This window comes from Desulfobacca acetoxidans DSM 11109, assembly GCF_000195295.1.
In the GTDB taxonomy this organism is placed as follows: Bacteria; Desulfobacterota; Desulfobaccia; order Desulfobaccales; family Desulfobaccaceae; genus Desulfobacca; species Desulfobacca acetoxidans.
Genome location: NC_015388.1, coordinates 867527 through 888637 on the forward strand (window position 1 = coordinate 867527; position 21111 = coordinate 888637).

General features: G+C 54.2%; 18 protein-coding genes. 17 read left to right on the top strand and 1 reads right to left on the bottom strand.

The genetic code is table 11. The features are described 5' to 3' along the window. Positions 1 to 93: 93 nt before the first annotated feature. The 17 genes from DESAC_RS03660 (at position 94) to DESAC_RS03740 (ending at position 16736) form a co-directional block, all read left to right on the top strand. Positions 94 to 1455, top strand: coding sequence for a TrpB-like pyridoxal phosphate-dependent enzyme (locus DESAC_RS03660; RefSeq protein WP_013705731.1), 1362 nt, complete (start codon positions 94 to 96; stop codon positions 1453 to 1455). Between the two features lie 22 nt (positions 1456 to 1477). Further along, positions 1478 to 1909 (top strand): archease, encoded by a 432-nt coding sequence (locus DESAC_RS03665; RefSeq protein WP_013705732.1) that lies wholly within the window; start codon positions 1478 to 1480, stop codon positions 1907 to 1909. A gap of 285 nt (positions 1910 to 2194) precedes the next feature. Then, positions 2195 to 3643 (top strand): RtcB family protein, encoded by a 1449-nt coding sequence (locus DESAC_RS03670; RefSeq protein ID WP_013705733.1) that lies wholly within the window; start codon positions 2195 to 2197, stop codon positions 3641 to 3643. A gap of 137 nt (positions 3644 to 3780) precedes the next feature. Further along, entirely contained in the window at positions 3781 to 5118 is a 1338-nt protein-coding gene (gene ffh, locus DESAC_RS03675) for a signal recognition particle protein (protein WP_013705734.1), read from the top strand. Between the two features lie 97 nt (positions 5119 to 5215). Continuing rightward, complete coding sequence (gene rpsP / locus DESAC_RS03680; RefSeq protein WP_013705735.1) at positions 5216 to 5461, top strand: 30S ribosomal protein S16; 246 nt, start codon at positions 5216 to 5218, stop codon at positions 5459 to 5461. Between the two features lie 208 nt (positions 5462 to 5669). After that, positions 5670 to 5900, top strand: a complete 231-nt coding sequence (locus tag DESAC_RS03685) for a KH domain-containing protein (protein WP_013705736.1) — start codon at positions 5670 to 5672, stop codon at positions 5898 to 5900. Beyond that, positions 5893 to 6423: a ribosome maturation factor RimM gene (rimM, locus tag DESAC_RS03690; protein ID WP_013705737.1), complete on the top strand. Its 531-nt coding sequence runs from the start codon at positions 5893 to 5895 to the stop codon at positions 6421 to 6423. Before DESAC_RS03685 ends, rimM begins: the two co-directional genes overlap by 8 nt. After that, the gene (gene trmD, locus DESAC_RS03695; protein ID WP_013705738.1) at positions 6413 to 7150 is read left to right on the top strand and encodes a tRNA (guanosine(37)-N1)-methyltransferase TrmD; all 738 of its coding nucleotides are present in this window, start codon (positions 6413 to 6415) and stop codon (positions 7148 to 7150) included. The genes rimM and trmD overlap by 11 nt, the downstream gene beginning before the upstream one ends. Before the next feature lie 12 nt (positions 7151 to 7162). Beyond that, complete coding sequence (gene rplS, locus DESAC_RS03700) at positions 7163 to 7513, top strand: 50S ribosomal protein L19 (RefSeq protein WP_013705739.1); 351 nt, start codon at positions 7163 to 7165, stop codon at positions 7511 to 7513. Between the two features lie 14 nt (positions 7514 to 7527). After that, positions 7528 to 8175 carry a ribonuclease HII gene (gene rnhB, locus DESAC_RS03705; protein WP_013705740.1) on the top strand — a complete coding sequence of 216 codons (648 nt, stop codon included), beginning with the start codon at positions 7528 to 7530 and terminating at the stop codon, positions 8173 to 8175. 3 nt (positions 8176 to 8178) lie between these two features. Next, the gene (locus DESAC_RS03710; protein ID WP_013705741.1) at positions 8179 to 8535 is read left to right on the top strand and encodes a YraN family protein; all 357 of its coding nucleotides are present in this window, start codon (positions 8179 to 8181) and stop codon (positions 8533 to 8535) included. Positions 8536 to 8769: 234 nt separating this feature from the next. Then, positions 8770 to 9642 carry a 16S rRNA (cytidine(1402)-2'-O)-methyltransferase gene (gene rsmI, locus DESAC_RS03715; protein WP_013705742.1) on the top strand — a complete coding sequence of 291 codons (873 nt, stop codon included), beginning with the start codon at positions 8770 to 8772 and terminating at the stop codon, positions 9640 to 9642. A 136-nt stretch (positions 9643 to 9778) separates the two neighbouring features. Beyond that, a complete protein-coding gene (locus DESAC_RS03720) occupies positions 9779 to 10066 on the top strand; it encodes an HPr family phosphocarrier protein (protein ID WP_013705743.1) in 288 nt (95 codons plus the stop codon). Continuing rightward, the gene (gene ptsP, locus DESAC_RS03725; protein ID WP_013705744.1) at positions 10054 to 11865 is read left to right on the top strand and encodes a phosphoenolpyruvate--protein phosphotransferase; all 1812 of its coding nucleotides are present in this window, start codon (positions 10054 to 10056) and stop codon (positions 11863 to 11865) included. Before DESAC_RS03720 ends, ptsP begins: the two co-directional genes overlap by 13 nt. Before the next feature lie 50 nt (positions 11866 to 11915). Continuing rightward, complete coding sequence (gene smpB, locus DESAC_RS03730; protein WP_013705745.1) at positions 11916 to 12377, top strand: SsrA-binding protein SmpB; 462 nt, start codon at positions 11916 to 11918, stop codon at positions 12375 to 12377. A gap of 68 nt (positions 12378 to 12445) precedes the next feature. After that, the gene (locus tag DESAC_RS03735; protein ID WP_013705746.1) at positions 12446 to 15730 is read left to right on the top strand and encodes a type ISP restriction/modification enzyme; all 3285 of its coding nucleotides are present in this window, start codon (positions 12446 to 12448) and stop codon (positions 15728 to 15730) included. Positions 15731 to 15947: 217 nt separating this feature from the next. After that, positions 15948 to 16736 (top strand): YkgJ family cysteine cluster protein, encoded by a 789-nt coding sequence (locus DESAC_RS03740; protein ID WP_013705747.1) that lies wholly within the window; start codon positions 15948 to 15950, stop codon positions 16734 to 16736. Positions 16737 to 17038: 302 nt separating this feature from the next. On the opposite strand, the gene DESAC_RS16425 is transcribed toward DESAC_RS03740, so the two are convergent. Beyond that, positions 17039 to 21064, bottom strand: coding sequence for a GAF domain-containing protein (locus tag DESAC_RS16425; protein ID WP_013705748.1), 4026 nt, complete (start codon positions 21062 to 21064; stop codon positions 17039 to 17041). Positions 21065 to 21111 lie beyond the last annotated feature (47 nt).

The window sequence follows — 21111 nt, forward strand, 5'->3', positions numbered from 1 at the left end:
GCTGAAGAAAAAGTTTGCTTGAGTCGAAATTTAGAATAAATTAATGTATCTTTCTGCCAAAGAAGTGCAAAATTGTCCGTTAAGGAGGATAACATGGCCGACTCTTACAGAATTCTCTTAGGTGAAAATGAGCTTCCCCAACAATGGTATAACGTCCAACCCGATTTACCCAGACCGCTGCCGCCGTATCTCCATCCGGCGACGGGGAAACCGGTTACTCCGGACGATATGTTGCCCATTTTCCCTATGGAGCTTATCTTACAGGAGGTGAGCCAGGAACGTTGGATCGAAATTCCTGATGAAGTATTAGACATTTATCGACTCTGGCGGCCATCGCCCCTGCATCGGGCCCGGCGTCTGGAAAAACTTCTGAAAACCCCGGCACGCATCTATTTCAAGAACGAATCGGTGAGCCCGGCCGGCAGCCACAAACCCAATACTGCCGTACCCCAGGCCTATTACAACAAAATGGCCGGGGTAACCCGCTTGGCTACCGAGACCGGCGCCGGACAATGGGGTTCGGCCCTGTCCTTCGCCTGCAATGCCTTCGGTCTGGGCTGCACCGTTTACATGGTTAAGGTCAGCTACCAACAGAAACCATACCGTCGTTCCATGATGCAGATCTGGGGTTCCGAGGTGTATCCTTCCCCCACTGACCGCACTGACTCCGGCCGCGCTATTTTGGCTCAAGATCCCGAATCTCCTGGGAGCTTAGGTATTGCCATCTCCGAAGCGGTAGAAGACGCAGTCAAGCATGAAGATACTAAATACGCTTTGGGAAGCGTGTTGAACCATGTGCTGGTACACCAGTCCATTGTTGGCCTGGAGACCAAAAAACAACTGCAGTTGGCCGGTGAAAAAGCCGATGTGTTGGTAGGCTGCGTTGGCGGCGGCAGCAATTTTGCCGGTTTTTGCTTTCCCTTTGTGCCGGACAAGTTGAAGGGGGATAATATCCGCATGGTGGCGGTGGAGCCGACCTCATGCCCGACGTTTACCAAGGGTGCCTACATGTATGATTTCGGCGACACCGCCGGTCTGACGCCCCTGATGTTGATGTATACCCTGGGACACAGCTTTGTGCCCCCCGGAATTCATGCCGGCGGCCTGCGCTACCACGGCGACGCCCCGCTGCTCAGCCTGCTGGTTCATGAGAAAGTCATCGAAGCCAGAGCTTACCCGCAGAATCCGGTGTTCGAGGCCGCCATCGCCTTTGCCCGGACAGAAGGCATCGTTCCGGCGCCGGAAACCGCCCACGCCATCAGAGCAGGCGTCGACGAAGCCCTGAAATGCAAAGAAACGGGAGAGGAAAAGTGTATCGTGATCGCCTTCAGCGGCCACGGCTTTCTGGATCTGGCGGCCTACGACAACTTTATCGGGGGAAATTTAATAGACTTCGAATATCCGGACTCGAAGATTCAGGAGGCCATCGCCGCCATCCCGAAATTCCCCGGTTAAAACCTCTAAAAGGTCTTACCTAGTGCGGTCCCCGAAGCGTTCCGGTTTCCGATCGATAGCGCACACCGCCGATGTGGGTTTCAAACTGTACGGCGAAACCTTGGCGGATATATTTGTCCAAGGGGCTCATGCCCTCTACGGAATGATGGTTGACCGCCGCCGCCTGCGCGCGCTCGAGAGCCGGATGGTGGCGGTCGATGCTCCGGATCGGGAGGCCCTCCTCATAGCCTGGCTCAATCACCTGCTCTATCTTTTCGATACCACAGGGTTTCTCGGCAAACAAATAGACATCCTGGATCTTTCGGATGTCAATTTAGGGGCGCGTATGCAGGGGGAAAAACTGGATCCAGAACGCCATGACCTAAAAACCGGCGTCAAGGCCGCTACTTATCATAAGTTAGCGGTGCGGCAGACCCAGGCGGGATGGGAGGCGACCGTCATCTTCGACTTGTAGCGATACAAAATTGTCAGAAAACGGGGGCAGACATTTATGGCAAGCATACCTGTCTGCCCCCGTTTTCTCCCTCTTACCCCTTGAAAATCTGACTTATTAGCTATACCTTACATAGAATATAAAGTTGCTGGGGGCGAATGTAAGAGTCGCCCCGACGGATGGGGCTACGGATGCCAGAGGGCGGGAAAGTAGAACGCATCCCGCCTTCGGGAATGCTCCGATAGATACCAAGATCATTGATAGCATTGACCAGCGATTGAAGGGTTGTTGGGTCCTGGGTGCTCTATGAGTGTTGGAATTAAGCTTCGACAGTTAGATGCCTATCGGTGGGAGATTCCCCAGGAAGGCAAGATGCGCACCCGCGGCCTCATCTTCTGTGCAGCCGAAATGATACCGGCCCTGCGCCAGGATCAGAGCCTGCAGCAGGTGGCCAATGTGGCGACACTGCCTGGCATTGTAGGACCTTCCCTGGCCATGCCGGACATCCACTGGGGATATGGCTTTCCCATCGGGGGGGTGGCGGCCTTTGATCTAGCGACAGGCGTGGTTTCACCCGGCGGGGTCGGCTATGATATCAACTGCGGCGTCCGGCTGCTGCGAACCGATCTGCATCGGTCGGAGATAGCCGGCCTGGTCCAGGAGCTGGTTGACACCCTATTTAGTAATATCCCTTCCGGTCTGGGCTCCCGGCGCCGGGATTTTAAACTGGCGCCCCCCACTCTGAAAGATGTCCTGCGCTACGGAGCTGCCTGGGCAGTAAAAAACGGCTTCGGAAACGCCGATGACCTGTTGCACATCGAAGCCGGCGGTTGTATTAAAGGCGCTGACCCGGAACTGATTTCGGGCCAGGCCCTGGAGCGGGGACATGATCAGCTCGGCACCCTGGGCTCCGGTAACCATTTTACTGAAATCGGCTACGTGCAAGAGATATTTGATGAAACATTGGCTCGGGCATTGGGTGTCTTCTTGGATCAGGTGACGGTGATCATCCATACCGGCTCCCGGGGATTGGGTCATCAGGTCTGCGACGACCACATTAAGAAGCTGCTGCAGGCCTCCACTAAATACGGCTTCGACCTGCCCGACCGGCAGTTGTGCTGCGCTCCCATCCAATCGCCGGAAGGGGAGGAGTATCTTGCCGCCATGGCCGCGGCGGCCAATTTCGCTTTTGCCAATCGACAGATCATCACCCACTGGGTACGGGAGACTTTTCAGCAGGTTCTCGGCCTGGGTCCCAAAGCACTGGGACTGGAACTGGTGTACGATGTGGCTCATAATATCGCCAAGATTGAGACCCACACAGTGAATGGCAGGCCGCAGAAACTCTGCGTGCACCGCAAAGGCGCCACCCGAGCCTTTCCGGCACATCACCCCGAGGTTCCGGCGCTCTATCAGGAGACTGGCCAACCGGTGCTGATTCCGGGTGATATGGGGCGCTACTCCTATCTGTTGGTGGGTACCCAGCAGGCCATGGAGGAGACCTTCGGCAGCACCTGCCACGGCGCCGGGCGGATTCTCAGCCGCCATCAGGCCCTCAAGAGGGCTCGGGGCCGCTCTATCGTCAAGGAACTGGCAGCACAAGGAATTATCATCCGAGGTGCCGGTAAGGGCACGGTGGCCGAAGAGATCCCGGAGGCCTATAAAGACGTGGAGCAGGTCGTGGAAGTGGTACACGGCGCTGGCATAAGCCGCAAGGTGGCCAAATTGCATCCTTTAGGGGTAATAAAAGGATAACGGATTCGAGCAAAATTTTAACAGGGCGGATTAACAGGAAGTATTGGTATATAAGCCTGGCCGGTCGTAAATATTGTATTGACAAGATAAATTATTAACAGATATATTCCACTTTTATGTAAAATTTGGGGAACTGTATGTTTGACCGTCTGTCCGATAAGCTGGGAAAGGTCTTTAAGAAATTAAAAGGCCACGGCAAGCTTACCGAGGCCAATATTCAGGAGGCCTTGCGAGAGGTTCGGTTGGCCCTCCTGGAGGCGGACGTTCATTACAAGGTTGCCAAGACTTTTATTGACCGCATCCGGGAGCGGGCCTTAGGGCAGGAGGTCATGACCTCATTAACGCCCGGTCAGCAGGTCGTGAAGATCGTGCACGATGAGCTGGCGGCTTTATTGGGAGGCGAGGCTCCGCGATTGGAGTTGGGCGGCAAGACGCCGGTGGCTCTTATGTTGGTGGGACTGCAAGGTTCCGGCAAAACTACGACCGCCGCTAAGTTAGCGTTATATCTTAAAAAGCAGGGGCGTCAGCCTCTGTTGGCGCCGGTCGACACCCAAAGGCCGGCGGCCATAGAACAGTTGCATCGCCTTGGAGCTGAGATCGGGGTCGATGTCTACCGCAGTCAGCCTCAGCAGAATCCGGTGGCCCTTGCCTCGGAGGCCATGGCTGCAGCCGTGGCCAAAGGGCATGATGTACTGCTCCTGGATACGGCAGGACGCCTGCATGTGGACGCCCCCCTGATGGCCGAACTCCAGGCTATCAAAGCCGACGTTGGTCCTGCCGAAATCCTGTTGGTGGCCGATGCCATGACCGGCCAGGACGCGGTGGCGGTGGCGCAGAATTTTCACGAGGCCCTTGATCTGACCGGCGTCATCCTCACCAAGGTGGAGGGCGATGCTCGAGGCGGCGCCGCTTTATCCATGCGGACGGTGGTCAATAAGCCTATCAAGTTCCTCGGAGTGGGCGAGAAATTAGACGCCTTAGAAGTTTTCCACCCCGACCGTTTGGCTTCCCGTATTCTGGGCATGGGCGATGTCCTGACCCTCATTGAAAAAGCGCAGGATGCTTTTGACGCCGATCAGGCCAAAGAGCTGGAGCGCAAACTCCGGAAAGAAACCTTTACGCTGGAGGATTTTCGGGATCAACTCCGGCAGGTACGCAAGATGGGTAGTTTGGACCAGCTCATGGGCATGATCCCAGGTTTAAACAAGATCAAGGGCATGAAGGATATGCAGCCTGATGAAAAAGAGTTGGTCAGGATAGAGGCTATCATCAACTCAATGACTCCCGCTGAACGGGCTAATCACGTATTGATTGACGGCAGCCGGCGGCGGCGTATCGCCAAAGGCAGCGGCGTGGAGGTGCAGGATGTCAATCGGTTGCTGAAAAACTTCGCCATGACCCAAAAGATGATGAAGAAAATGATCCAGGCGGGCAAGAAAGGCGGCAAACGTCGTTTTCTACCTTTCGGTCTTTAATTTGCCCGCATGAGCTACCAGCCGTTTAGGATGACGAGGAATTTCAGGAGAATAGTCATTATTCATGAACAACTTAATACAGGAGAACCAAATATAGATGGCGCTACGAATTAGACTCGCAAGACATGGGGTCAAAAAACATCCAATTTATCGCATCGTTGTAGCCAATAGCGAGGCCAAGCGGGACGGCCGGTTTATTGAAATTATCGGCGCCTATGATCCCAATTGTAATCCGGCGAAGATCGCCATCAGGCAGGAGGCGCTGGATCAATGGCAGGGCCGAGGTGCCAAACCCACCACGACGGTGGCCAGCCTGCTTAAAAAAGCCAGGACCGGAGATTAACAGTTTTTTGCCAACCGGCCTGAGCGATAAGCATGACGCCATCATTATATCATGTAGGTTTGCCACAGCCGCGCAATCATAACAGGTCTGCCGGAAGAGGAGAGCCTTGGCAGGAACCTAAACGTCAAGATGGCCACGATACTTCAGGAATACCCTTTAGGGGCCAGTCCCCCCGGATTTGACCCAATCCGCCATCGGAGGTCGCACAATGAAGGAGTTGATCAGATACATCGCTCAAGCGCTGGTGGATCACCCGGACCAGGTGGAAGTTTCGGAGATTGAAGGAGAACAGACCTCGGTAATCGAATTGAAAGTGGCCAAAGAAGATCTTGGGAAGGTCATAGGCAAACAAGGAAGGACGGCGAGGGCTATGCGAACCATTTTGACCGCCGCCTCCACCAAAATTAAAAAACGGTCGATGCTGGAAATCCTTGAGTAAGGTTAGCGCGTCCACGCCCCGACTTATCTGCCTGGGACGTGTCATCGGGGTCCATGGCATCAGAGGTGAAATCAAGGTTCAGGCCGAGATAGATGACTTGGCAACCTTAGATGCGGTCGCTGAGCTATGGATCGGGGGCGCTTTATATCGCCTGGCAGAGGGAAGGTTTCATAAACGCCATCTCCTGCTGCGCGTGGAAGGGGTGCAAACCCGCCAGCAGGCAGAGGAGCTAGTCGGCGAACCGGTTTTGGTAGAGCGTTCCTGTCTTCCGGCCCTGCCGGCGTGGGAATATTATTGGTTTGAGATCTTGGGATTGATGGTGTATCGTGCTGACAATGGCGGCTATTTGGGGAAGGTGGCGGCGATTGTGCCCACCCCGGCCCATGATATCTATGTCGTCCAGAAGCACGAAAGTGAATTGTTGATCCCAGCAGTAGCCGAGGTCATTCAGGCAATCGATCTAACCGAGGGTCGGTTATTGGTTAGTTCCGAAGGGTTGGCGGCCCTCAGCGGTGCAGATTGACATATTAACTCTCTTCCCTGCCTTCTTTGGTTCGCCGCTCAGTGAGAGTATTCTCAAACGGGCCCAGGCCAGCGGCATTTTCGGGGTGGAAATAATAGACCTCCGGGAATTCGCCCCCGGTCGCCACCAGGTGGTAGATGATCGCCCTTTTGGCGGAGGGCCTGGTATGGTTCTGAAAATAGAGCCCCTGGCGGCGGCGATACAATGGGAGCGGCGGCGGCGGGAAAATGCCCGGGTAATACTCCTAAGCCCCCAAGGTCGACTTTTCAAACAGGCGGTTGCCGCGGAGTTGGTGAAAAACTCTTGCTTAATGTTGGTCTGCGGTCATTACGAAGGCTTTGACGACCGGGTGCGGCATTATATTGATGATGAAATTTCTCTGGGCGACTTTATCCTGACCGGGGGGGAGATTCCGGCACTGGCGGTGTTGGATGCGGTAGTCAGGCTATTACCGGGGGCCTTGGGAGACGAAGACTCGGCAGCCGAAGATTCCTTCAAAGACAATCTCCTGAAAGGACCGCAGTACACCCGGCCTAGAGAATTTGCAGGGTGGAGCGTACCGGAGATTTTGTTATCCGGCGATCACCAGCGCGTTGCCCAGTGGCGGCGGCGGGAAGCCCTGCGCCGCACCTGGCGGCGGCGACCGGATCTACTCCGAGATGCTGGTTTGACTGCCGCGGATCGGTTATTTCTGCAGTTTTTAGAGGCAGAGCCATCGGCGGAATAATATGAGGTTAATATGGACAATACTATAGATTTATTGGAAAAGGAGCACATGCGGGCGGATTTGCCCGACTTTCGTGCGGGCGATACGGTGGAGGTGCATGTCCGGATTGTTGAGGGCGACAAAGAACGTATCCAGGTCTTTAAAGGGGTGGTTATCCGTAAACGGGGCAGCAATACCGGGGCCAGCTTCACGGTGAGAAAGATCTCCTATGAGATCGGGGTCGAAAGAACCTTCCCCCTACACTCCCCAAGCATCAACGAAGTTCGGGTCATCAGCCAGGGTCGGGTACGCCGGGGCCGGCTATACTATTTGCGAACCCGCTTCGGTAAGAAGGCACGCATCAAGGAAAGACAATTCGCTTAAAAGGGAGTGGATGAGTGGGGCTCGCCCGATCCACACCAAGGCAGTTGAAGTTACTCCCCTCAGAATCTGATCTTGAAGAGGCTTATCGCCGGCAAGGCATCAGGTTCATAGCCGGCGTGGATGAAGTCGGACGCGGCCCTTTGGCCGGTCCCGTGGTTGCAGCGGCGGTAATCTTGGCTAGCGACTCGGTCTTCCCCAGACTCACTGATTCAAAGCAATTGACGCCAGCGCGTCGCGAATTTTTCGATCGGCAGGTGCGAGATCAGGCGCTGGCTTTTGCCATTCAAGAGGTTGGAGTTCCGGAAATTGAGAGTCTGGGCATACTTTCAGCCAGTCTGAAAGCCATGGCCCTAGCGGTGCAGAGCCTAGTACTAAAACCAGAGCTCGTGTTAATTGATGGGCCCTGGGGGCTTCAGATACAAGTCCAACAGCAGCCGATTATTAAAGGTGATCAGCGTTGCCTGAGCATTGCGGCCGCCTCGGTGCTTGCCAAGGTCTACCGGGACCGGCAGATGCAGGCCATCCATGAACTGTATCCGCACTATAATTTTGCCAGCCACAAGGGTTATGGCACTCGTGAGCATCTGGAGGCCATCCGCCGTTGGGGTCCCTGTCCTGTGCATCGGCGGACCTTTCGAGGCGTCAGGGAATGGTGCAGATAACCGATGACCCAGGAGCGCCGTCTTCTCGGCCAGATGGGAGAAGCCCTGGCAGCGGACGTTCTGAAAGAGTCCGGCTACAACATTCTAGCCCGCAATTACCGCACCCCTTTTGGCGAAATCGATCTCATCGCCCGACATCAAGACACCTTGGTCTTCATCGAGGTCAAGCTGCGGCGCAGCAGAATCTTCGGTCCACCTCAAGCCGCTATTACTCCCAATAAACAGCGGCATGTCCGGCTCGCGGCCCAATATTATCTTCAAGGGCAAAGAACCTTGGATGCAAAGGTACGGTTCGATGTTGTGGCCATTACCCTTGAAAAAAACTCTCCGCAGATAGAGATTTTTTCTGAGGCTTTTTAAGGATGAGGCAGCCTTGTATAAAAACAGGTTATAGGTAAGGGGTAAGAGGTAATGACTCCTGCCAATCCGTTGGAAGTCGACTGTTTTTATGCTTCGTTGTGTTCTTGAGAACATGTGGACTTATAAAAAAGACTAAAGATTCAAGCCGGGGAAAATGAATTTTAACGGTGGTTTTCCTGGTTTGAATAGCGGCATGGCTAGAGATCGGCTTTTTATCCGGGAAGTTTGGGTTGTATGAAGACATCGGCGACGGAGGCGGCCGCCAAGGGGCGTCTATATGTGGTCGCCACCCCCATCGGCAATTTAGAAGACATTACCCTGCGAGGCCTGAGAGTTCTCCGGGAGGTAGATCTAGTTGCGGCCGAAGATACCCGCCAGACCCGCAAGCTGCTCAGTTATTATCAGATATCCAAACCGCTGGTCAGTTACCATACCCATAATGAAGCTGAACGGGGGCCAGAGCTGATCCATCGCCTGCAGGAAGGCATGACCGTAGGCCTGGTGAGCGACGCCGGTACTCCAGGTTTCTCTGATCCGGGGGCGGCGTTGGTGGCCCGCGCTTGGGGAGCGGACATTCCAGTTACGGCTATTCCTGGACCGGCGGCCGGAATTGCAGCCCTGTCGATGTCGGGTTTTACCGGCGATGTCGCCTTTATCGGTTTCCTGCCCCGCCAGGTCAAAAAGCGTCTGGAATTTTTTCAGCAATTGGCCCAGGAACCGCGCATCTTGATCATGTATGAGTCACCCCGACGTCTGGGCGGTACCCTCCAGGAATTATGTCGGACTATGGGAGAGCGTCAGATCTTGGTAGTGCGGGAACTGACGAAATTATATGAAGAGTCTTGGCGTGGGCCGTTGGCGGCAGTAACGGCGGAGTTGTCCTCCCGGGAGATAAGAGGGGAGTGTGCGCTGGTGTTGTCCCGACCGGAACATCTGCAAAAACCGACCGTTGATGTTAAAGGATACCTTTTGGAAGCGGCCAGGACTACCCGTAAGAGGGGCCGGGCCCTGGCACTAGAGGCGGCTGAGGTTTTGGGCGTTTCCCGCAGAGAAGCCTATCAGACTTATTTAGCCCTAAAAGCCGCTCGGCAGATACCGGAGGAATAGACAGAGCGGCAGAGGTTCTTTCCTTTTGAAAATAGTATCCAACATCATTTTCTAACGGTTGAAGAATTAAGCTAAAGCGGATTATAATGATACAGTTTCGAGTTCCGAGTTATTAAGAAAAAAACTTTATTACCTTATGAGCGAAAATCTCAAGATTACATTGCCGGTGTTGAACCGTTTGGGGTTGCACGCCCGCGCCGCGGCTAAAATTGCGGCACTGGCTCAACAATATCAGGCTGATATAATTTTGGAAAAAGACGGAGTCAAGGCGGATGCCCGCAGTATTTTGGACATTTTGTGCCTGGGTTGCTCTCAGGGGTCCGAGGTGCATCTGCGTGCTCAGGGACCGGAAGCCTTCCAGGCAGTAGAGGCTTTATCAGATCTTTTTCACCATTATTTCGGGGAACCGCAATGCCGCCCCTGACTGCCCGGGAAGTCTGGCCCCAGAATAAAGTCCTGAAGGGAATCCCAGCCTCGCCGGGTATCATTATCGGGCCGGCCTATGTCCTGGTGGACAGCACCAAAATCCGTATCAACCATACCTATCTGAGTTCTTTGGATCAGGTCGATAGAGAGGTAGAGCGGTTTCGAGATGCCGTGGCAGCCACCCGCCAAGAGATTGCCTCCATTAAGGCATCTATCACCGATGAGTTTCAGGATCACGGCTATATTCTTGACACTCATCTACTCATCCTTCAGGACAAGCTATTCTTCGAAGCCAGCATAGATACTATCCGCCGGGAAAAAATCAATGCTGAGTGGGCCTTGAAACAGGCAGTGAAAAAGGCCCAGGAGCTATTCAGTCGCATCGCCGATCCCTATATCAAGAGCCGCATACAAGACGTTGAGGACGTCTGTGAACGGGTACTGCGCCATCTCTCCGGCGGAGGTTCCTTTAATCTGAGCAGCCTCTCCGAACCGGTAATCATTGTCGCCCGCGATCTATCCCCGGTTGACACCACTCAGCTTTCCGTCGATAAAGTACAGGGGTTTATCACCGAGATCGGGGGGAAGACCTCCCACACGGCCATTATGGCCCAATCTTTGGAGATCCCGGCAGTAGTGGGGTTGGAAAAGGCGACACAGGAAATCGATTCCGGTTATACCCTGATCCTGGATGGTCTTAATGGTGCGGTAATTATCAACCCCGATGCCAGAATACTGGAAATTTATGTTGAGCGTAAGAAGAAGTTCCAGGAATTTAAGCGTGACGTCAACAGTTGCAGTTTTCTGCCCGCCATCACGTTAGACGAGCATCAGACGCATGTTCTGGCCAATATTGAGTTTCAGGAAGAGGTCGGCCTGGCCATGGATTACGGCGCTGATGGCATCGGCCTCTACCGTACTGAGTTTCTTTATCTGCGCCAGAAGCGGCTTCCCTCTGAAGAGGAATTATTCGAAGACTATAAGACTGTGGCCCTGATGATGCGTCCGCGATCGGTTACTATCCGGACTCTGGATATCGGCGGGGATAAGTTTGCCTCACACCTGGAATATGCGCCTGGGATAAATCCAGCCCTGGGACTGCGCGCTATCCGCTTCTGCCTTAAGGAACAGCAGATTTTCCGCACCCAACTCCGGGCTATCCTGCGCGCTTCGGTCTTTGGGAAGGTCCGTTTAATGTTCCCCCTGATCTCAGGGATTCAGGAGGTTATTGCGGCCCGCCGTATCCTCAGCGAGATTCAGCAGGAGTTGCGGCTTGAAGGCCTGGCCTTTAACCCGGAATTGCCCGTGGGCGTCATGATTGAAGTTCCCTCGGCAGTAATGTTAGCCGACCTTTTGGCTAAAGAGGCCGATTTTTTCAGCATCGGCACGAACGACCTGATTCAGTATGCCCTGGCCATCGATCGGGTAAATAAGCACGTGGCGGAGATGTACCAACCACTTCACCCCGCCGTGTTGCGCATGATTAAACAGGTGACCGACGCCGCCCACACTGAGGGCATCCCCGTCGCGGTCTGTGGCGAAATGGCCGGAGATCCGCTCTACACGCCGGTTCTTTTAGGAATGGGGGTAGACGAGCTCTCGATGAACGCCCTGGCAATTCCGGTGGTCAAACGCATTATACGCCATTCTACCATGGAAGAATTTCAAGAGTTTGCCCGCCAGGCGCTCCATCACCAAACCTTCGAAGACGTCAATGCCTACGTCACCGGGGTGATGGCCAGGCGCTTCCCCGAAGTCTTTATGTTCGGCCGTGAGCTGGCCAGCATGTCCTCCTAATGCAGTAAGGTATTCTCACACAAGTACCTTTCCCCTGGTGAATTCCAGACATGAAAAAAGACGCAGTAAAAATAATCTGTCAGAATCGCAAGGCTTATTTCGATTATTTTATCGACGACGTCATCGAAGCCGGCATTGTCCTCATTGGACCGGAAGTCAAATCCGTCCGTTTGGGAAAAGTCAACATTAACGATGGGTTCGCCCGCATTCATAAGGGTGAGGTATATCTCCACAACACCCACATCAGCCCCTACCCGTTCACGCCACTTGATTCCTACGATCCCACCCGCACCCGTAAGCTGCTCCTGCACCGGCAGGAGATTAAACGTCTCATCGGCAAAACCGAAGAAAAAGGGTATACTCTCATTCCCCTCAAGCTCTATTTCCGGGATCACCGCATCAAAATCGCACTCGGACTGGCCAAAGGCAAAAAGAAATATGACAAACGGGAAACCATCCGTCGGAGGGATGAAGAGCGGGAGATGCAGCGCCAAAAGAAAAACCGAAGGTAGCCGTAATGAGGACAGAGATCAATTCTGGTAAAGAATGTGGTAGCCCTATTCCCCCATAGAAAGATTTCATGAAAGACCCATTTCTTGAATTCATTCAGGGTATCCAAACCGCTCTGGCGGGTGGCAAGGCCACGGAGCACACGCACCGCCTCACCTTGCAGACCCTCTTGGAATCCCTCGGGACCGGGGTAACGGTCATCAATGAACCTCGCCAGGAGGTGAGCGATTGCGGCAAGCCCGACATGGCGGTGTTCCGGGGGGCGGTCCCCTTGGGCTATCTGGAGACCAAAGATCTCGGCAAGAACCTGGACGCTGAAGAGAAAAGCCCCCAGATTCGGCGCTATCTGAAGGGCCTGCCCAATTTCATTCTGACCAATTACCTGGAATTCAGGTGGTATGTGGGTGGCGAGTGGCACATGACGGCCTCTTTAGGGCGCATCGACCCAGATGGCAGAGTAAAGCCCACCAAAGATGGCGTGGCCGCCGGGCGCGAGCTGTTAGGGCAATTCCTGGCCCACGTCATTCCCAGTATCGGCACGGCCAGGGAATTGGCGGTTAAAATGGCAGGGCTGGCCCACCTCATGCGAAAAGCAGCCCTGGCAACTTTGCAAAAAGAACCGGAGACCGGCGCCCTTACGGGCTGGCTGGCCGCCTTTGAACAGACGCTCCTGCCCCACCTCTCGGCGGCGGAATTTGCCGATATGTACGCCCAGACCCTCACCTATGGCCTCTTCGCCGCCAGGGTGACGGTGGGCTCCGGCCAGGATGTGCGCCGGGACACCGCCGCCGGACTCCTGCCGGAGACAAATCCCTTCCTCAAGCGGCTCTTCTATCATTTGGCCGGGCCGGATGTGCCCCCCACGGTATCCTGGGTCATTGACGATATGATGGCCCTGCTCAACGCCGTGGATTTGGAGGCGGTGCTGGCCGACTTCGGCCGGGGGTCCATAGAGAAGGACCCCGTGGTGCATTTTTACGAGACCTTCCTGGCCGCCTATGACCCGGAAAAGCGCAAGGTCAGGGGCGTCTACTACACCCCGGAGCCAGTGGTCTCCTACATCGTGCGGGCCATTGACCATGTCCTCAAGGAAGGCTTTAGCCGCCCCTGGGGTCTGGCCGATCCCAACACACTGATTCTGGACCCGGCCTGCGGCACGGGCACTTTTCTCCACAGCGTCATCGCCCTGATGTATGACACCCTTTGCGCCCAGGGACAGGCGGGCGGCTGGCGCGCCTATGTCTCTGACAGCCTGCTCCCCAGGGTCTTCGGCTTTGAACTGCTCATGGCCCCCTATGCCGTAGCCCATGTCAAGCTCGGTCTGGCTTTGCAAGAGCGGGGCTATGACTTCCCTATGGGGCGGCGTCTGGGGGTCTACCTGACCAATACCCTGGAAGAGGCCTTGAAGAAATCCCAAGTCCTGCCCCTGGCCGGATTCATCACCGAAGAGAGCAACACCGCCGCGGCCATAAAGCAGGATGAGCCCATCGAGGTCATTTTGGGGAATCCCCCTTATTCTGTCCAATCTGCCAATAAAGGAGATTGGATTCGGAGTCTGATAAAAGATTATAAAAAAGTCGATGGTTTGCCTTTAGACGAAAAAAATCCCAAGTCGCTTCAAGATGATTACGTCAAATTCCTCAGGTGGGGGCAGTGGCGCCTGGACCGGACAGGGCAGGGCGTGCTGGCCATGATTACCAATCACGGCTACCTGGATAATGCCACGTTTCGTGGTATGCGGCAAGCATTCCTGAAAAGCTTTAATGAAATATATCTTGTAAATCTGCACGGCAACTTAAGAAAGAAAGAAGTCTGTCCGGACGGTTCCAAGGATGAAAACGTCTTCGATATCCAACAGGGTGTGGCTATCGGCATCTTCATCAAACATGTGGCACAGGCGCCCTCGCCTGTGCAGTTAGATAGTGCCCAGCCGGGAGCGGCTGGACCACAGCAAGAGGTCAAAGTTTACTATGCCGATGTCTGGGGGCTCCGGGAGGCGAAGTATCAGACCCTGGCCGAAATGGATCTGACCTCAACCCCTTGGCAGGAACTTCAGCCCTATTCGCCCTATTATCTCTTTGTGCCCCATGAGGCTGATTTGCAAGCCGAATATGACCGGGCCTGGCCGATAAGCAAAATCTTTCCGGTGAACTCCGTGGGTTTAGTCACTGCCCGTGACCATCTAACCATCAAGTGGTCCCGAGCAGAGGTCTGGGAGACGGTGCGGGATTTTGTGGCTCTTCCGGAAGATGAGGCCCGAGAGAAATATAACCTTGGCAAAGATGTGAGGGATTGGAAAGTCCACCTGGCCCAGGCTGACATAAAACTGAGCGGCCCTAATAAGAAAAAGATTTACCCGATCTTTTACCGACCTTTCGATACCCGGTTCACCTATTACACCGGGCAAACACGGGGCTTTATGTGCAGACCCCGGTTCGAGGTCATGAGGCACCTGCTGCCGGGGAAGAACTTGGGATTATGTGCCTCCCGAGGGGTAGAAATCGGCGGCGACTGGGAACATATCTTCTGTAGCAAACATATTATTCAAAACCACACGGTTTCTTTAAAAGAGGTTAATTATCTATTCCCTCTTTATCTATTCCCTTCGGAAAATCCCAACAATAATGCAAGCGCCGGCCAGAACTCCTTTCTCGCTCTGTCCGAACCCGAGAGTCCTTATGGCCGCCAGGTAAATATAAACCCCGATTTTCTGCGCCACCTGGAAGAACAGTTAGGATTAACCTTCACTTATGAAAATCAGGGCGATCGACAAACCTTCTTTGGCCCCCTAGACGTGTTTTATTATGCTTATGCAACATTCCATTCGCCAGGCTATCGGGAGCGTTTCGCCGAATTTCTGAGGATTGATTTTCCCCGCCTGCCGCTGACCGGAAATAAGACCCTTTTTGCTGCTCTGGTGGATAAAGGTGCGGCATTGACCGCCTTGCATCTCATGGAGGCCCCGGCCTTGGAAAGGCTCATTACCACGTTTCCGGTCCCTGGGTCCAATATTGTTGAAAAAGTTGAATATGTAGCACAAGCGCCCTCGCCTGTGCTTGGGTCGCCCTCGACGGTGCAACAGGGCGCAGCCGAGGCGGCTGTGCCACCGATGTCAGGCCGCGTCTTTATCAATGCCGAACAGTATGTCGCCGGGGTGTCACCGAAAGTCTGGGCCTTTCAGGTGGGCGGTTATCAGGTCTTGCACCAATGGCTCAAAGACCGCAAGGGGCGGGCACTGAGCTTCGAAGAGATCCACCACTACCAGAAAATCGTCGCGGCCCTGACCGAGACCATCCGTCTCATGGGGGAAATAGACGCCCTGATCGAGGAGCACGGGGGCTGGCCGCTCGGATGAATATATGCACCGAACCAGCCTTTAGGCTGGACTTTAATTATCCGGTTGATCTTTCACTTTTTTTTTGATAGCCGGGCGGCAGAAGAAACTCGCAATATTCACCAGGCCAGAGCGATGCGCCACTCCGTTCCACCTAGCTGGCAGCCCCGTTGCTATCCGAAAAAATTAGATTATAATTTACTTTACCGTGTTTTCGAGTTTCCAAGGAGTTATGAATATGCCAAGTATGAAAAATGTAAAACCGGTTCAACTAAGCCTCAACAGCCGGTTTAGATTTAAATGCTATCCGGGCATCTCTTGTTTTACCGAGTGTTGCGGCCGGATTGATATTCCCCTCACTCCCTATGACATCATCCGCTTGAAAAAGCGGCTGGGTATCTCTTCAACAGAAATCCTGCACCTCTACACCCGGTCGGAGCTGGATGCAAAATCGGGCCTGCCCCTGGTCTTCCTCCGCATGTCGCCGGAAAACAACAATAAGTGCCCCTTTGTCACCTCCGAGGGTTGCACCATCTATTCCGACCGGCCCTGCGCCTGCCGCTACTATCCTATCGGGCAGGCCACCCTGCAACGTGAGGAGGGTCTGGGAGGCATCCAGGAATTTTACTTTCTCATCAAGGAACCCTATTGTAAGGGACATGAGGAAGAGACGGAATGGACCGTGGCCTCCTGGCGGGTGGATCAGGAACCCGATCTCTATGATGAAATGAACCGCGAATGGAAGGCCATGATGCTGCGGCGGGACGCCGATGCCCGCCAGGCTATCGATGAAAAGAAACAGAAAATGTTCTATCTGGCCAGTTATGACCCGGACAACTTCCGCCGTTTCGTCTTAGAGAGCAGATTTTTGAAAATCTTTGACGTTGATCCCAAGACCGTTGCCGCCATTCAGCAAGATGACATTGCCCTGATGAAATTTGCCTTTCAGTACCTCAAGTACCTCCTGGTCATCGAACAGAGCATGAATCTGAAGGAAGACGTTAACACGGCGCCGCCAGCCGCCTAAGATCAGCGATTTTCTGTTTTCATACCATCTTCCACACAATTAAGACGTATAAGGATAGGAAGAGCCAGCTACCTCCCCCCCCTCCGAACCGGACGTGCGGTTCTCCCGCATCCGGCTCTCCGGTTGGTGGTTTTGCCTTACGACTCCCCTTCCGCATTCGGTAGGGATGGATTCGAGCGGAGGTTCCGCATATCGAAATGTAATGTTTTCCGGATTGATTATATCAGGGTCTTTTCTTTGCAAATGAGAAGTTTCGCGCCTTGGCCAGGTCTTGAACGGGGAAGACTTATGAATTAACCATATTATGGCTCGGTCGGAAGGAAAAGTATCACTCGGGTCCCCTTTTGAGGTTCGCTTTCAATGGTAATTTCTCCCTGGTGCGCTTCGATAATTTTCTGGGAAATGGCCAGCCCCAGGCCGCTACCTTTGGGTTTGGAGGAAAAGAAGGGCTGAAAAATCTTTTCCTGGATCTCCGGAGGAATCCCCGAACCGGTATCAGAGACTTGTACGAGAATCCTGCCCGCCCGCCTGCCGGTGGTAAAGGAAAGGGTGCCCCCTGCATCCATGGCCTCGATGCCATTCTTGGCGATATTCAGGAGTACCTGGCGTATATGGCCGGGGTCAAATAGTATCTCCGGGAGGTCGGGGTCCAGTTTCAATACCAGGTCGATGTTCTTTTCCTGGAGACTCGGCTCCAGCCGCTGGCAGGTTTCCCGGATCAGCTCATTGAGATTTCCCGGCTGCTTTTGGGGTTCGGAAAATTTGGCGTAGCTGCCAACCTCAACGAGGAAGTCTTCCAATCGCTTGACTTCATCTACGATGATATGCAGCTTTTCCAGATTTTTTGGTGGACTTTGGGCAGTATCTTTCAGCACCTGGCGGGCAAACCCTCCGATAACCATCAGGGGATTCTTGATTTCATGGCTGATATGGGCCGCCATCTTGCCGAGGGCGGCCAAGCGCTCGCTACGCAATAGTTCCTCCTCCATGCGTTTTCTTTCCCGCAGGTCTTTAATATGGCTGATCATACCGATCTCCCGATCGTTTTCGTACAGCAGCCGGGCCGATAACCAGATGGGTACCAGGGTGCCGTCCTTTGCTCGCATTAAGGTCTCATAATCCTCCAGTATGCCGGCGCCGCCGTAACCGGGATCATGGATTTTCCGGTCGATATCCTGAGCTAGATTGGAGGGATAGAATTCCCTGAGATTCATTTTGTTCAGGACTTCTTCCGGATCATAGCCGAAGATTTTGGCCGCGGGTTTGTTAAAGGTACGAATGGTTCCTTCCATATCGGAGGCCACTATGCCATCCATAGAGGTATGAATCAAGAGCTTCTGGAAGTAAATGCCCCGCTCCACCTCGGCGGCCAAGGCCTCTTCGGCCCGCTTGCGCATGACCTGCCACCACATGCCGTTCATCAATAAGGTCAATTGACGCACGTCCGATTCGTCATATTCCTCATCCTTGTTGCCGACTCCGGCCACCGCGACTATGCGGTCACTCTCAAAAACCGGAATATTCAGATGACGCTTTAGTGCCACATGACCCGCCGGATAGCCTTTCTTATAAGGGTTGGGCGAGGCGTAGTCGTTGGTAATAATGGGGTGGCGCTGGCGCACGGCTTCACCCCAGAGCCCGGTGGTCGCCAACGGATAGATAAGGGGTTTATCAGGAACAGCGCATTCCTCCATGGCAGTCTGAGACCAGGCTTGCATCGTGAGCACCGTTTCATCTTCATTCATAAACGCCAGGTAACCGATTCTGCTCTTGGTTAGCCGGACCCCTTCCTCCAGGGCAAAATCGGTAATCTCCTTCAGTGTCTCCTTGGTCATTTGGCTAAGTCGCCAGACCGCTTCGAGACGGGACTCGTCCAGGCGCAGCGCCTCCTCCATGTTGGCGCTGCGCACCGCCAGTCCCAATTGCCCGGCCAGCGATTGGAAAAACTCCTCGTGTTCTTTGGCGAAATACCCCTTCTGGCTACTGGCCGCGGTCAATACTCCCAAGGTCAAGGTTTCCGTAGTAATGGGTGCCAGCACCAGGGAGGCCAGGGTTTCATCTTCCAGAAGACCCTGCAGGCGATCCGGTACCGTTGTGGTATCCGACACGGATATTACCTGGAGGGTCAGCAGGCACTGCCCCAAAAAGGATTCGGGACTGGGCTTGAGCACCTGTTCCCGGGCTTCAGATGGCAGTCCCAGGAAGCCTTTCATATGGAGCAAGCCGTCTTCATCCAACAGCCGTACCGCACATTTTTCTACTCCTAGCTGTTCCACCAGTACCCTTAGCACACCTTCCAGCAGATCTGGAATATAAAGCGAAGAGGCCAACTTGCGGGCTGCTTCGTAAAGCACCGAGAGTTCTGCAACCCGCCTTTTAAGCTGCTGCTCGCTCTGTTCCAGTGAACTGGAAATCCGCCCGAAGAGGTCGAAAACGTCTTCCATGCGGGAGCCTAGTGAGGAAAGGTAGCCTTCCACAACGACCCGGGCCGCCGCCGGTCCGACGGAGCGGGCAATGATGCGCTCGACAAAATTTGCCAGCCGGAGTTTTTCCCGGTCCCCCCACTCGGATTCAGGGGTCTCAATCTCCCGGAGAAAGGCCTGGCGCGCCTCTGCAGCCTTACGGGAGCCAATGAATTTTTCAATAAAATTGGTTAATTGCTCTAGACTCGGCAGATACGTATAGCGTTTCTCCAACGGCAGTTCTCTTTCCCGCTCAAATACATTGACAAACTGCCGGGCCTGCTCCTCCTCCACCGGGCTGGGATCTGTCAATAAGGAAACACCCACAAAGGTGCTGGCATTGATCAGTAGGGACCAGAAGAAGGCGTGGGAGAGCCTATCCAGTCCGGTCAGGCCTAAAAAAGCGGTGGGGTTAAGAAGTGTCAGGCCGAAGGGACCTGCCGAAATGATGCTCTGGGGAAACCAGCCTGCCTCAACCAGATAGGGAAACACGAGGGTATAAGCCCAGAGCAAAAACCCCGATCCCAAACCCGCAATCGCTCCCCATCTGGTGGCCTCCCGCCAGTACAAGGCCCCCAGCATGGCCGGTACCAGTTGCATCACCCCGCAAAAGGCGATTAACCCTACATCCACGAGCATAACGGTGGGGAAGACCCAATGATAGCCAAAGTATCCCAGCAGAATCAGTAAGAGGATGCCGCCTCGTTTGACGGTTAGGAGATGAGGCGTAAGCCTCTCTTGCAATTTCAGCCGAATGGCCAGGGGCATCACTAGGCTGTTGAGAATCATGGTGCTCCCCGCAATGGAGGCCACTGACACCATGGCGGTGGAGGCTGACAAGCCCCCCAAAAAGACCAGCAGGGCGAAATAGGGATGGCCGGTTTCCAGGGGAATGCGCAAAACAAAAGTATCGGCTTGTTCCAGAGGCAAGCCTAGTAACAATCCCCCGAAGGCGATGGGCATGACAAACAAATTAATTAGCAACAGATATAGGGGAAAGAGCCAGACAGCCGTTAGGATATGCTTTTCGTTGGTGTTCTCTACCACCGCCATGTGAAACATGCGGGGCAGAAAGTGGATCGCCCCCATGGCCAGGAGGGTCAGCACCATCAGAAGGACATAACTGTTGTGAGGTCCGGTATTCACCAAAAGCAGTTGGCGAAATTCGGGGCTCTGCCGGATACTCGCGAAGATTTCTCCTAAGCCCGGGAACAGACCGAACGTCACCAGGAGGCCAAGGCTGGTAAAAGCCAACAGTTCGATCAGGGACTCGAACACCACTACCGCCACTAAGCCTTCGTGACGTTCGGTGGGGTCCAGATGGCGGGCGCCGAACAGAATGCCGAACATGGCCAGGAGCAGGGCCACATAGAAAGCGGTGTCCTGATAAATCGGGATGGTCAGAGGAGGGGTAATTTCTTTTTGAACCAGGACGTTAAAAGTATCGGAGATTGACTTGAGCTGGAGGCCGATGTAAGGGGTTATGGCCAGGAGCACCCCCACGGTAGCGATGACCCCCAGAAAGGCCCCTTTGCCATAGCGCAAGCTCAGGAAATCGGACATGGTGGTCAGGTTGTTTTCCTTGCAGATGCGCAGCAACTTGCGTAAACCAAACCACCAGGAAAAAGCGATGACGGAGGGACCCAGATAGATTGTCAGAAAAGTCACCCCTGAAGTGGCCGCTTTGCCGACGCTGCCGAAAAAAGTCCAGGCAGTGCAATAGGCCGCTAGGGAAAGAGCATAGATATAGGGATTGGCAATAATACTCTTCCCTGAAGTCCGCTGCCTGTCCCCATAATAGGCGATAGCAAAAAGCAGGAAGAGATAGCCAAAGGCAGCGGCTGCTACCAGAGCGGTACTTAGCATAGGAAATCTGTCTGGTTTACTCCCGAAAGATTGATCGTCTGCCCAGG

What these genes read in the sequence shown, in the direction of transcription:
- DESAC_RS03660 (WP_013705731.1), top strand. Translation starts at nt 94, where the DNA reads ATGGCCGACTCTTACAGAATTCTCTTAGGTGAAAATGAGCTTCCCCAA.
- DESAC_RS03670 (WP_013705733.1), top strand. Translation starts at nt 2,195, where the DNA reads ATGAGTGTTGGAATTAAGCTTCGACAGTTAGATGCCTATCGGTGGGAG.
- ffh (WP_013705734.1), top strand. Translation starts at nt 3,781, where the DNA reads ATGTTTGACCGTCTGTCCGATAAGCTGGGAAAGGTCTTTAAGAAATTA.
- rpsP (WP_013705735.1), top strand. Translation starts at nt 5,216, where the DNA reads ATGGCGCTACGAATTAGACTCGCAAGACATGGGGTCAAAAAACATCCA.
- DESAC_RS03685 (WP_013705736.1), top strand. Translation starts at nt 5,670, where the DNA reads ATGAAGGAGTTGATCAGATACATCGCTCAAGCGCTGGTGGATCACCCG.
- rplS (WP_013705739.1), top strand. Translation starts at nt 7,163, where the DNA reads ATGGACAATACTATAGATTTATTGGAAAAGGAGCACATGCGGGCGGAT.
- DESAC_RS03710 (WP_013705741.1), top strand. Translation starts at nt 8,179, where the DNA reads ATGACCCAGGAGCGCCGTCTTCTCGGCCAGATGGGAGAAGCCCTGGCA.
- rsmI (WP_013705742.1), top strand. Translation starts at nt 8,770, where the DNA reads ATGAAGACATCGGCGACGGAGGCGGCCGCCAAGGGGCGTCTATATGTG.
- DESAC_RS03720 (WP_013705743.1), top strand. Translation starts at nt 9,779, where the DNA reads ATGAGCGAAAATCTCAAGATTACATTGCCGGTGTTGAACCGTTTGGGG.
- ptsP (WP_013705744.1), top strand. Translation starts at nt 10,054, where the DNA reads ATGCCGCCCCTGACTGCCCGGGAAGTCTGGCCCCAGAATAAAGTCCTG.
- smpB (WP_013705745.1), top strand. Translation starts at nt 11,916, where the DNA reads ATGAAAAAAGACGCAGTAAAAATAATCTGTCAGAATCGCAAGGCTTAT.
- DESAC_RS03735 (WP_013705746.1), top strand. Translation starts at nt 12,446, where the DNA reads ATGAAAGACCCATTTCTTGAATTCATTCAGGGTATCCAAACCGCTCTG.
- DESAC_RS03740 (WP_013705747.1), top strand. Translation starts at nt 15,948, where the DNA reads ATGCCAAGTATGAAAAATGTAAAACCGGTTCAACTAAGCCTCAACAGC.
- DESAC_RS16425 (WP_013705748.1), bottom strand. Translation starts at nt 21,064, where the DNA reads ATGCTAAGTACCGCTCTGGTAGCAGCCGCTGCCTTTGGCTATCTCTTC.